Raw genomic sequence first — 11,847 nt, 5'->3', positions numbered from 1 at the left:
TCAGACCTCCGTCCAGTCGAGGATGACCTTGCCGACGCCGCCCGACGCGGCCGCGTCGAACGCGGCCCGCCACTCGTGCGCCGGGTACCGGTCGCTGATGATGGATGCCACGCGCGAGCGCAGCTCGGCGCTCGTCTGCAGCATCGCGCTCATCGAGTTCCACGTCTCGAACATCTCGCGCCCGTAGATGCCCTTCAGCGTGAGCATGTGCGTGACGACCTTGCCCCAGTCGATCGCGTACGGCTCGCTCGGCAGGCCGAGCAGCGCGATGCGCCCGCCGTGGTTCATGTTCTCGATCATCTCGGGCAGCGCCTTGGCCGATCCCGACATCTCGAAGCCGACGTCGAAGCCCTCGCGCATGCCGAGGCGCGGCTGCACGTCGCGGATGCGCTCGCGCGACACGTCGACCGTGGCATCCGCGCCCATGCGCATCGCGAGCTCGAGGCGGGCCGGGCTCACGTCGCTCGCGACGATGAACCGGGCGCCGACGTGGCGCGCGACCGCGATCGACATGAGGCCGATCGGGCCGCAGCCCGTGACGAGCACGTCCTCCCCGACGACCGAGAACGCGAGCGCGGTGTGCACGGCGTTGCCGAACGGGTCGAAGATCGCGCCGACCTCGGGGTCGACGGGCGAGTGGTGCACCCAGACGTTCTCGCCGGGGATCACGACGTACTCGGCGAACGCGCCATCGCGGTGCAGGCCCACGCCCTTGGTGCGGATGCACATCTGCCGGCGGCCCGCGCGGCAGTTGCGGCACATTCCGCACACGATGTGCCCCTCGCCCGACACCCGGTCGCCGACCGCGACGTCGTGCACGAGCTCGCCGACCTCGACGACCTCGCCGTAGAACTCGTGGCCGGGGATCAACGGCGTGCGGATCTCGGACGCGGCCCAGTCGTCCCATTGCTCGATGTGCAGGTCGGTGCCGCAGATGCCCGTGCGGAGCACGCGGATCTTGACGTCGGCGGGGCCCGTCTCGGGCTCGGGGCGATCGACGAACTCGAGTCCCGCGCCGGGCGCGGACTTGTACAGGGCCTTCATCGGCGGTGCCTTCTGCGTACGGGCGCCCGCGGGGTGGGCCGGCGCCGGGTTCCACGCACCGAGGGTCACGGCGCGCGTCGAGGTGACCCGCCCATCGTAGCCATGGCTGGCGCGGCGGATGGCGCGGGACCGGAGGTCGCCCGGACATGGACGAGGACGGCGCAGTGCAAGTTGCGTCGTCCTCGATTGGCCACATCATCACACGCCGATCGACGGGCTCGCCACCCCCCGTTTCCTGCGAGAACGCCGTGACGCCGGCTTGCACCACGGCGGGCGGCGGCGCTACTCTCGAATCGATTCGAGTCGAATCGATTCGAGCCCCATCCTTCCGACACCACCACGACGACGAGGCAGTAATGTCGCAGCACCGAGACCCCGTTGAGACGATGACCGAGCCCGAGCCGCACGCCGCGCCGACCCCCGGCGCCGCCGAGGCGCGCGCCGACGCGCGCGCCGCCGCGGCATCCGCTCGCCCCCGCCGTGAACTCGTCGCGTGGCGCAACGCGATCTTCGCGATCTTCTTCCTCTCGGGCTTCGGGCTCGCGAGCTGGGTGGCGCGCATCCCCGCGGTGCGCGATGCCGTCGGGCTGAGCACGCAGGGCGTCGGCCTCGTCATCCTCGCCGGGTCGATCGCATCCATCTTCGGTCTGATCGGCGCGCCCTGGCTCATGGCGCGGTTCGGCGCGCGCCTCGGAATGATCGGCGTGCTCGTCACGGCGGCGGCCGGGCTCGTGCTCGTCGGGCTGGGCGGGTCGGTACTGCCGAGCGTGGCGCTCGTCGCCATCGGCCTCGCGCTGTTCGGCTTCGGCAACGGCGCGGTCGACGTGATGATGAACGTCGAGGGCGCCGAGGCCGAGCGCGAGCTCGGCAAGACCGTCATGCCGCTCATGCACGCCTTCTTCAGCTTCGGCACGGTCGCCGGCGCGGCGCTCGCGGCCGCGGCATCCGCCATCGCCCTCTCGGTGTCGGTGCACCTCGGCATCATCGCGGTGTTCATCGCCGTCGGCGTCGTGATCGCGGTGCGGTTCGTGCCCGTCCGCGAGGAGCTCGGCGACGACGCGCACGCCGACGCCCCGCGCGAGGCCTGGACGGTGCGCCTCAAGCGCAGCCTCGCGGTCTGGGCCGACGTGCGGCTCCTGCTCATCGGCGTCGTCATGCTCGGCATGTCGTTCGCGGAGGGCAGCGCCAACGACTGGCTCGCGCTCGCGGTCGTCGACGGCCACGGCCTCGACGCGACGACGGGTGCCGCGATCTTCACGGTGTTCACGGTCGCGATCACGGGCGCCCGCGTACTCGGCGGCCCCGTCATCGACCGCTTCGGTCGCGTGATCGTGCTCCAGGTCATGGCCGGCATCGGCGTCGTCGGCCTCTCGCTGTTCATCTTCGCGAGCGAGCCCTGGATGCTCGTGGTCGGCACCGCCCTGTGGGGCATCGGCTGCTCGCTGGCGTTTCCGGTGGGCATGTCGGCTGCAGCCGACGTGCCCGATCGAGCGGATGCCGCGGCGCGCGTCTCCGCGGTGGCGATGATCGGCTACTGCGCGTTCCTGGTCGGCCCGCCGCTCATCGGCTTCCTCGGCGAGCACTTCGGCATCCTCAACGGTCTGCTGCTCCTGCTCGCCCTGATGGTGGTCGCCGGGCTCGCGGCGCCGGCCGCGCGCGAGCGCACCAGCCCGGCCCGCCGCGCCTGACTCGCGCGACCGGCGCCGCGCGGGGTTCGCGCGGGGTTCGCGCGGGCTCGCCCGGCCCGCGCGGTCCGGCGCAACGCAGGTGCGCCCCGGCGTGTCGCCCGCGGCACGCCGGGCGCGCCCGCGACGCGCCGCGCGTGCGCCTGCGGCGCGCGGGCGCGTCGGGACAAGGGGATGCGGCGCGCGCCATCCGTCGGCATGATGCAGGCATGAGCCAGCGCGACGACGCCACCGTGCCCGACGACGAGCCCCGCCCCGAGCACACGCGGCCGGAGGGCGTGTCGGACGCGACGATCGAGGCGCTCGGCAAGTACTCCGAGGCGCTCGAGGTGATCGAGGACGCGCGGGGCTCGCTGTACCGGTTCCACCGGCTGACGGGAAAGGCCGACCTGACGATCAGCGAGGCCGTCGAGATGTTCCGCAAGGCCGGTCACGACGAGATCGCCGACCGCATCGACCGCGAGATCATCGGCCGCAACGTGCTCGAGGGGCGGTGGACGTTCCAGCTCGTCGAGGAGTACGACGACACCTACTACGCCGCCGTGAAGGCGTCGGAGCGCGACGCGCGCGACGAACTCGTGGACGGACGCCGCCACGTCTACGAGTCCGAGATGAAGGAGCGCAACCGCACGCGCGGGTTGCGCCACCACGAGGCCAGGCCGCACGACGGCTCGGAACAGGGCTGAGGCCGGGCGCTGCGGTCGCCGCAGCCGCGGCCTGCGGGCCCGCCCGAACCCGTCCGAGGTCCGACGTAGACTCGCAGGGTGCGTCTCGTCATCGCCCGCTGCTCCGTCGACTACGCCGGCCGGCTCTCGGCGCACCTGCCGCTCGCGACGCGCCTGCTCATGGTCAAGGGCGACGGCAGCCTGCTCGTGCACTCCGACGGCGGCAGCTACAAGCCGCTGAACTGGATGAGCCCGCCCTGCACGCTCCAGGCCGCCGAACCCGACGACGACCAGCGCGCGGCGGGCGTCACCGAGGTGTGGAAGGTCACGCACGCGAAGACCGCCGACCAGCTCGTCGTGTCGATCCACGAGGTGCTGCACGACTCGGCGCACGAGCTCGGCGTCGACCCCGGGCTCGTGAAGGACGGCGTCGAGTCGCACCTGCAGAAGCTGCTGGCCGAGCAGATCGACCTCCTCGGCGAGGGGTACCGGCTCGTGCGCCGCGAGTACATGACGGCGATCGGCCCGGTCGACATCCTGGCGACGGATGCCTCGGGCCGCTCGGTCGCGGTCGAGCTCAAGCGCCGCGGCGACATCGACGGCGTCGAGCAGCTCACCCGGTACCTCGAGTTGATGAACCGCGACCCGCTGCTCGCGCCGGTCACGGGCGTGTTCGCCGCGCAGGAGATCAAGCCGCAGGCCCGCACGCTCGCCGAGGATCGCGGCATCCGGTGCGTCGTGCTCGACTACGACGCCATGAAGGGCGTCGAGAGCGGGCACGCGCGGCTGTTCTGAGCGCCCCGAGCCCCGTCAACCTGAGTGATGCTCAGATCTTCGGGGCCTAGGATGGCCCGGTGACCTCCGACCTGCCCGTTGCCACGATCGCGCCCCCGCGCACGTGGACCGCCGTGCTCTTCGACCTGGACGGCACGATCGTGGACTCGGCGAGCGAGATCATGGCCTCGCTCGCGCACATGTTCACCGAGATGGGCGTGCCGGTGCCCGACGACGAGACGCTCCGCTCGTACGTCGGTCCACCCTTGCTCGACAGCCTGCGGATGACCGCGGGGTTCACCGACGTCGACGCGTGGGAGGCGCTGAACGTCTACCGCGACCACTACGACGAGCACCTGCTGCGCTCGCCCGTCTTCCCCGGCGTCGAGGGCCTGCTCCAGCGACTGCACGCCGCGGGCCTGCCGATCGCGCTCGCGACGAGCAAGCCCGAGTCGATGGCACGGGAGGTGCTCGCGCACCACGACCTCGACCACTACTTCACGACGATCGCGGGAGCCAGCGACGACGAGGCGCGCAGCACGAAGGCCGACGTGGTCGCCGAGGCCCTGCGCCGCCTCGAGGCCCAGGGCGTCGACACGTCGGGCGCCGTGATGGTCGGCGACCGCGGCTACGACGTCTTCGGCGCGGCCGAGCACGGCGTGCCGACGATCCTCGTGGAGTGGGGCTACGGCTCGCCCGAGGAGGCCGGCGACGCGATCGGCGTGGCGCACTCGACCGACCAGCTGCGCACCCTGCTCCTGCGCTGAGTCGCAGCTGCTGCGACATCCGACGGGCCGTTCACAGCACCTCCACGCCGGATCCCTGTTTGTCGAGGATGTCTCGATAGCAACGATTCCCGCTCGCTTCCCCTCCGGAGGGTTCCCTCCGCCCCCCGTCCGGGGGCAGGATGCCGATCACGTCCGCCCACCGGCGGACGACGTTCGTGTCCGCGGTCACCGTCGCGGGCACTCGGAGGGAGAACCATGGCAGGAACCACTGCACGCGCGCGCAGGCGCGCCGTGGCGGTCATTCCCGCGCTCGCCCTCGTCGCATCCGGATTCGCGGCCACGGGCGCGACGGGGATGGCGACGGCGGCACCGCAGGGAGACGAGGTGTCGATCGACGCCTCGGAGTACTACATGAACTACGCGGCCCCGCGGGTCGAGTCGGCGTTCGGCACCGAGACCGAGCTCGACATCGACGGGTCGCGCAAGGCGACCGCGGCGGCGACCTCGGTCGTCGAGCAGTCGGCGGCGATCGACCACAAGTACGCCCAGGGCAACCCGGTGGCCGCGCGCGGCCTCGCCAAGCTCGAGGCGAAGTCGATCAAGACCGGGAAGAGCCCCAAGGCGCTCAAGCAGGCCAAGGGCACGCAGGAGGCGAAGCTCCTCACGATCCTGATCGAGTTCAACGACCAGGCGAACGACGACTTCACCGACGTGCAGGTGCCCGAGTACTGGGGCGCGTCGACCTGCAAGCCCGGCGAGGTCGTCAACGGCCCGCTGCACAACAACATCCCGAACCCCGCCGACTACGCGCTCGAGGACAACAACTCGATGTGGGTCGAGGACTTCTCCCCCGAGCACTTCGACAAGATGCTGTTCACCGACGAGGGCATCACCGAACGCGTCCGGCCCGACCTCACGGGCCCCGACGGCAAGCCCGGCATCGACATCTCGGGCTACACGATGAAGTCGATGTACGAGGAGATGTCGCACGGCGCCTACACCGTCACCGGTGAGGCGACCCCGTGGGTCACGCTCCCGCACTCCGAGGGCTGGTACGGCGCGACCACGTGCTTCCAGAACGAGGAGGGCGAGTGGGAGGCCGGCGCCTACCAGGGCATGCAGGGCCACCCCGACAACCCGCTCGGCGCGAACGCGCTGCCGATCGACGCGGTCGCGGCCCTCGCCGCGGCGCAGCCCGACTTCCCGTGGGCCGACTACGACATCGAGGACCAGGGCGACCGCGACGGCGACGGGAACTTCCTCGAGCCCGACGGCGTGATCGACCACGTCGTCCTCGTGCACGCCGGTGAGGACAAGTCCGGCGGCGGCGGGGCCGAGGGCACCTACGCCATCTGGGCGCACTCCTCGGCCGTCCCCGGCGGCGCCGACATCCCCGGCACCGGCCTCAAGCTGTCGAACTACATCGTGCAGCCCGAGGACTCGGGCGTCGGCGTGTTCGCGCACGAGTACGGCCACGACCTCGGCCTGCCCGACCTGTACGACGTCTCGGGCGCCGGCAGCTCCGACGTCGACTTCTGGGACCTCATGTCGTCGGGCTCGCACTCGGGCCCGATCTTCCAGTCGATGCCCACCCACATGGGCCTCTGGGACAAGTGGGTCCTCGGCTGGGCCGACCCCGAGGTCGTGAACCCCGGTGACGACGCCAAGACGATCAAGGTCGGCCAGACCTCGCGCCCCAAGAAGGGCACCAAGGACGGTATCAAGGTCAACCTGCCCGACAAGGTGATCACCCTCTCCGAGCCGCACAGCGGCGAGGAGATGTGGTACTCCGGCGCCGACCAGGACTGGGCCGACCTGCGCCTCACGCGCACGTTCGAGAACGTACCGGGCGACGCGAAGTTCTGGATGTGGAACGACTACGTCATCGAGGCCGACTGGGACTACGGCTTCGTCGAGGTCTCGACGAACGGCACCGACTGGAGCGAGCTGAAGGTCTACGGCGAGGACGGCGCGCTCGACTCGACCGATGACGGCTACGGCGACCCCAACAAGCGGATGGCCGACTACGGCAACAAGAAGTACGGCCTGACGGGCGACTCGCACGGCTGGGTGCACCAGTACGTCGACCTCTCGGCCTACGCCGGCCAGACCGTGCAGGTGCGCCTGCGCCTCGCCACCGACGCGGCCTACCAGGACCGCGGTTGGTTCAGCGACGACTTCTCGCTCACGAGCGGCGGCACCACCGTCTGGAGCGACGACGTCGAGAGCGGCGCGAACGGCTGGACGCCCGAGGTGACGTCGTTCGTCGACTCGACCGGCCCCGGTTGGCGGATCGACACCGGCACCTCGGTGAAGGCGCAGTACTACCTCGTCGAGTGGCGCAACTTCGACGGCTTCGACGAGGGCCTGAAGTACGGCTACAACTCCGTCTACAGCGACGGCGCCTGGAAGGTCGAGAAGGTCGCCTACAACGCGCCCGGTGCCCTCATCTGGTACCGCGACACGACGTACGGCAGCTCGAACCAGATCATCTCGAACGAGGCGGCGCTGCCGAGCTACGGCGCGAAGGGCGGTCTGCTCATCGTGGACAGCCACTTCAACCCGCTGCAGCGCACGGGCGCGGCGGCCGACGCCGACCCGACGACGCTCAACGTGATGCCCTCGCGTGCCCAGTCGTCGAACGCCGCGTTCGGCCTGACGCCGACGTACCCGTTCACCGAGTGCTTCATCCTGGAGGACCCGGAGACCGAGTACTGCACCGACCTGCCCGCCCTTCCCGCGGTGAAGACCTTCACCGACGACCAGGGCTGGGTGCCCGGCTTCGCGGTGAACCCGGCGACGGGCTCGCTGTACTACCGCGACCGCGACGCGTCGGTGGTCGTCCCGTCGGCCGGCAACGCGCCGTACTCGGTGCCGCTGTACGACCTGGCGGGCAACCCGGCGACGGACTTCTACGGCCTGGACATCGGCCTCGGTCCGTTCGGCTCCGGCAACCCGGCTGACGACGGCGTCGGACTCGGCACCGTCATCACGGTGAAGAGCGCGCTCAGCGGCAACACGGGTGCGCTGATCTCGGTGACCCCGCCGCCGGCGGGCTGATCCGACCGGCCTGACACCGGCGAGGCGCCGGCCCCCTCGGGGGTCGGCGCCTCGTCGCGTGCGGGGCGTCCGCCAGCGGGCGGGCGTCAGCGGGCGCCCGCCAGCGAGCAGACGTCAGCGGGCGGGCATCGCCGCCAGCAGTCCGTCGAGCAGCCGCTCGACCCCCCATGAGAACCGCTCGGCCGGGTCGTCGGCGAGCGTGCGGCACCGGTCGGCGAGCGGGAACGACTCGAGGTCGTCCCAGAGGGTGTCGGATGCCGCGCCCGGCGTCTCGGCCTCGGCCTGCGCCTCGGCGGTCCGGCCGGCCTCGGCCGCGTCGAACGCGACCGCCCCGAGCACGTGGATGCGCACGGCGTGCGCGGCGCGCCCTGCGGACGCGAGGTCGAGGCCGGCGCCCGTGAATGCCGCGAGCAGCTCCTCGTCGATCCGGCGCGCATTGGCGCCGTCGAGCGGCGTCGCGAGCAGGAGTCCCACGGCGCCGGGACGGTGGACCAGCAGATCGCGCAGGCCGTGGGCGACGGCCAGCACGCGGGAGCGCGCGTCGGCGGCGCCGTCCGCGGACGCGCGCGCCGTGCCATCCGCCGTCGACCCGATGGGCAGCCGGCCGAGGACCTGCTCGACCATGCCGGCGAGCAGCGCCTGCTTGTTGGGGTAGTACGTGTACATGGCGGTCGGGGTGAGGCCGAGCGCGCCCGCGACCCCCCGCACGGAGACGGCGTCGAAGCCCTTCGCCTCGAGCAGCTCGAAGGCGGCGTCGAGGATCTCACGGTGGCTGAGGCTGCGTCTGGGTCCGGGTTTCATGGGGCCTTCCGTCGGGGCGACTCGACACACCGTACAGCGTTCCGGCCGGAGTCGACGCGTGGACGGACGCGGGCGCTCGTGACACGCTGGGTGCACCGCCGTGCGGCCGGACGCCCGCCGCCCCACCGAGAGGAAGGTCGAGCGGATGCCGCAGCCCAGCGACTCCCCCGCCCGCATCACCGTCGTCGGCGACGCCCTCATCGACGAGCTGCGCGACCCCACGGGCTCGCGCGAGTTCGTCGGCGGCGCCGCGCTCAACGTCGCGGTCGGGCTCGCCCTGCTCGGTGAGGACGCCACCCTCGTGGCCATGCTCGGCGACGACGAGCCCGCGGAGCGCATCCGCGCGTTCCTCGACGACTACCGGGTCCGGCTCGTGGCGAGTCCCTCCGAGCACGGCACGTCGCGCGCCGTGTCGATCCGCACCGACGGCGAGCCCCGGTACGAGTTCAACGAGGCGGCGCAGCGTCGACGGCTGCGCTTCGACGACGCGACCCGAGCGGCGCTCGATGAGGCCGACCTCGTGGTCGTCAGCTGCTACCCCTTCGACGACGACGAGCAGGTCGACCTGCTTCTCGACGCGATCCGCGACCCCGAGCGCCGGCTCGTCGTCGACGGGAACCCGCGGTCGGGCATGCTGCACGACCGCGACCGGTTCCTCGTCAGCTTCGAGCGCGTCGCCGCACGATCACTGCTCGTCAAGGTCGGCGACGAGGATGCCGAGCTCCTGCTCGGCGCCCCCTTGGAGGAGTTCGTGCGCCGACTGCGCTCGGGCGATGCCGCCTCCGGGCCGGCCGTGCTCGCGACCGCCGGACGCCGCGGCGCGGCGCTGCACCACGCCGGGATCGACGTGCGGGCGGACATCGTGGAGCTGCCCGGCCCCGTGGTCGACACCATGGGCGCGGGCGACGCCACGCTCTCGGCGATCGTGCACCACATCGCCGTCCACGGCGTGCCCACCTCGGCGCCCGAGTGGTCCGAGGCACTCGGCGAGGCGATGACGATCGCCGCCGCAACCGTGCGGCACGAGGGTGCGCTGCTGCGCACCGGCATCGTGCCACCACGGGTCGGCAGCTGAAATCGCGCGTTCGGGGGTCTTGCGGCGCAACCGGTCGTTGGTCGTAGACTCGGCCCGACCGCTGATGGCGACATCGGCGGGTGCGCCGCACGACCGGCGTGACGCCCCCACCCCTGGAGGCGCCGGTCGACGCACCCCCGGCCCGACGCGATCCCCCAGAACCCCGACGGTGCGCCACTGGCCGGTGCACCGCCCCGACGGACGAGCGCCGCTGCGCGCTCCCGCCAGCAGGCGGACCGAGAGGAGTGGACGTGCAGGACGCCCCCGGCAGCCATCCCGCCACGACGCCGCTCCTCCTGCCGGTGATCGACTCCCCCACCGACCGGGAGCTCGTGCGGGCCGCCCGCGCCGGCGACGCGTTCGCGTTCTCGCGCCTCTGGCGCCGTCACGAGGGCGCCGCGACGACCGCGGCCTCCGCGACGCCCGGCCGTGCCGACGTCGAGCAGGTCGTCGCGGCCGCCGCCGCCCTGACGGCGCGCGCGATCCGCGCAGGCGGCGGCCCGTCCGGAGCCGCACGCCCCTACGTGCTGTCCGCGGTCCGCGAGGCGGCCGCCACGGCCGACGGCCGCGCGGCCGGACCCGTCGACGGCGACCCGGCCCTGCTCGCACCCGAGGAGTGGTACGACGAGGCGCTGCCCGCGGGCATGCGCGACGCGCGGGCCGTCGCGACGGCGTATGCGAGCCTGCCCGTCGCCGCCCAGGAGGCGCTCTGGCTCGCGGAGGTCGAGGGCCACGGCGAAGCCGAGATCGCCGCCGAGCTCGCGCTCACGCTGCCGAGCGCGGAGGGCCTGCTCGTCGAGGCGCGCACCGGCCTCGACGCCGCGTGGGCCGATGCGGTCGCGGCCACGGTTCCGGAGGATTCCGAGTGCGCCCGGGTCCTCGCCCGTCGCTCGCTCGGCGACCGGGCGACGGAGCACCTGCGCCCCAAGGTGCGGGCGCACCTCGACGCCTGCGCGACGTGCCGCGCCGCCTCGGCGGAACCCGCCGTGCTCGCACGACGCCTCATGGCGACCCTGCCCGTCCTCGTCCTCGGGGCGGCCGCCGGGACGGCCTTCCTCGACGCCGTGCGCCCGGGCTCGTCGGCGGTCGCGCTCGAGCCGGTCCCCGCCCTCGACGATCACGCGGCGGGCGCGGGGTTCCTGTTCGCCGCGTCGACCGCCGCCGCGACGACGCCGGTCACGATGCCCGCACCCGGCCCGGCCGGTCGGCGTGGATCCGCGAGCGCGGCGACGGCGGTCGGCGTCGTCCGGCTTCCGCGTCGCCGGGTTCTCGCGGTCGGCGCGGCGCTCGCGGGTGCTGCGGCCGCCGCTGCGATCGTCACCGTCATCGCGCTCAGCGCCGCGGGCCCCAGCGCGACGACGGGGTCCCTCGAGGCCTCGGGGTCTACGGATGTCGCGGAGCAGGCGCCCGGCATGCAACCGCCTGTGGTGGTGGCCTCCGAGATCCCCGGCGAACCCGACGCCGGGACCGACCCGGGCGACGATCCGGGGCCGAACGACGGCGACAGCACCCCGCCCGCCGGCTCGGAGTCCGGCGAACCGGGCACCGATGCGAGCGGACCGGTGGCCGAGCCGGCCCCCGCGCCCGGCAGTCCAGCCGAGCCGAGCCCCACCGAACCGGCACCGGGCGACGTGACCGACCCGAGCACCCCGCCGGCCGCGCCGCGGCCCCCCGAGCCCGAGCCGGTGAGCGCGCCCCAGCCCCCGACGAACGCCCCGCCGATCGAGGTGGGCTTCGGCAAGCCGACCTCCGCGGGCTGGCGCACGATGACGCTGACCGGTGCGCCGGGCGCCTCGTACACCGTGCTCAACGGCGGCGAGGTGCTGTACACCGGCGTGCTCGATGCGAACGGCACCGCCGAGCTGGCCGTTCGGGGTTCGACCGTCCGCCTCACCGTGGAGTACGGCACGCTCGCGCTCACGGCCGCGTCCACCGGGCAGTAGCCGCCGTTATCGGTGGACGCGGATGACGCGCGGACGCCACAATGGCCCCATGCGGCAGCGCCGCGGATGCGC

At 72.9% G+C, this 11,847-nt stretch carries 9 protein-coding genes; 7 read left to right on the top strand and 2 right to left on the bottom strand.

What is annotated here, in order from left to right; all coding sequences use genetic code 11:
• Nucleotides 1-1,044 (bottom strand): L-threonine 3-dehydrogenase, encoded by a 1,044-nt coding sequence (tdh, locus tag JOD46_RS02480; RefSeq protein WP_204391406.1) that lies wholly within the window; start codon nucleotides 1,042-1,044, stop codon nucleotides 1-3.
• 356 nt (nucleotides 1,045-1,400) lie between these two features.
• On the opposite strand from tdh, the gene JOD46_RS02475 reads away from it, so the two are divergent.
• From JOD46_RS02475 to JOD46_RS02455, 5 genes are all read left to right on the top strand, one after another.
• Complete coding sequence (locus JOD46_RS02475; RefSeq protein ID WP_239562552.1) at nucleotides 1,401-2,732, top strand: MFS transporter; 1,332 nt, start codon at nucleotides 1,401-1,403, stop codon at nucleotides 2,730-2,732.
• 206 nt (nucleotides 2,733-2,938) lie between these two features.
• Entirely contained in the window at nucleotides 2,939-3,415 is a 477-nt protein-coding gene (locus JOD46_RS02470; protein WP_204391404.1) for a hypothetical protein, read from the top strand.
• A gap of 78 nt (nucleotides 3,416-3,493) precedes the next feature.
• Nucleotides 3,494-4,189, top strand: coding sequence for an endonuclease NucS (gene nucS, locus JOD46_RS02465; protein WP_204391402.1), 696 nt, complete (start codon nucleotides 3,494-3,496; stop codon nucleotides 4,187-4,189).
• Between the two features lie 59 nt (nucleotides 4,190-4,248).
• Nucleotides 4,249-4,935 (top strand): HAD hydrolase-like protein, encoded by a 687-nt coding sequence (locus tag JOD46_RS02460; protein ID WP_307834875.1) that lies wholly within the window; start codon nucleotides 4,249-4,251, stop codon nucleotides 4,933-4,935.
• Between the two features lie 216 nt (nucleotides 4,936-5,151).
• Entirely contained in the window at nucleotides 5,152-7,956 is a 2,805-nt protein-coding gene (locus JOD46_RS02455) for an immune inhibitor A domain-containing protein (RefSeq protein ID WP_204391401.1), read from the top strand.
• A gap of 114 nt (nucleotides 7,957-8,070) precedes the next feature.
• Here JOD46_RS02455 and JOD46_RS02450 read toward each other — a convergent pair whose 3' ends face one another.
• Nucleotides 8,071-8,757, bottom strand: a complete 687-nt coding sequence (locus JOD46_RS02450) for a TetR/AcrR family transcriptional regulator (protein ID WP_204391400.1) — start codon at nucleotides 8,755-8,757, stop codon at nucleotides 8,071-8,073.
• Nucleotides 8,758-8,902: 145 nt separating this feature from the next.
• Between JOD46_RS02450 and JOD46_RS02445 the strand changes: the two genes are divergently transcribed.
• Together JOD46_RS02445 and JOD46_RS02440 are read left to right on the top strand one after the other, a co-directional pair.
• Entirely contained in the window at nucleotides 8,903-9,832 is a 930-nt protein-coding gene (locus JOD46_RS02445; protein WP_204391399.1) for a carbohydrate kinase family protein, read from the top strand.
• 251 nt (nucleotides 9,833-10,083) lie between these two features.
• Nucleotides 10,084-11,775, top strand: coding sequence for a hypothetical protein (locus JOD46_RS02440; protein WP_204391398.1), 1,692 nt, complete (start codon nucleotides 10,084-10,086; stop codon nucleotides 11,773-11,775).
• Nucleotides 11,776-11,847: the final 72 nt, after the last annotated feature.

The organism is Agromyces aurantiacus, from assembly GCF_016907355.1.
In the GTDB taxonomy this organism is placed as follows: domain Bacteria; phylum Actinomycetota; class Actinomycetes; order Actinomycetales; family Microbacteriaceae; genus Agromyces; species Agromyces aurantiacus.
This window is presented reverse-complemented; position numbering and strand designations above follow the sequence as displayed.

Excerpts from the sequence above, each read along its gene's own strand:
- JOD46_RS02475 (WP_239562552.1), top strand. The coding sequence starts at position 1,401 with ATGTCGCAGCACCGAGACCCCGTTGAGACGATGACCGAGCCCGAGCCG.
- JOD46_RS02450 (WP_204391400.1), bottom strand. The coding sequence starts at position 8,757 with ATGAAACCCGGACCCAGACGCAGCCTCAGCCACCGTGAGATCCTCGAC.
- JOD46_RS02470 (WP_204391404.1), top strand. The coding sequence starts at position 2,939 with ATGAGCCAGCGCGACGACGCCACCGTGCCCGACGACGAGCCCCGCCCC.
- tdh (WP_204391406.1), bottom strand. The coding sequence starts at position 1,044 with ATGAAGGCCCTGTACAAGTCCGCGCCCGGCGCGGGACTCGAGTTCGTC.
- JOD46_RS02455 (WP_204391401.1), top strand. The coding sequence starts at position 5,152 with ATGGCAGGAACCACTGCACGCGCGCGCAGGCGCGCCGTGGCGGTCATT.
- JOD46_RS02445 (WP_204391399.1), top strand. The coding sequence starts at position 8,903 with ATGCCGCAGCCCAGCGACTCCCCCGCCCGCATCACCGTCGTCGGCGAC.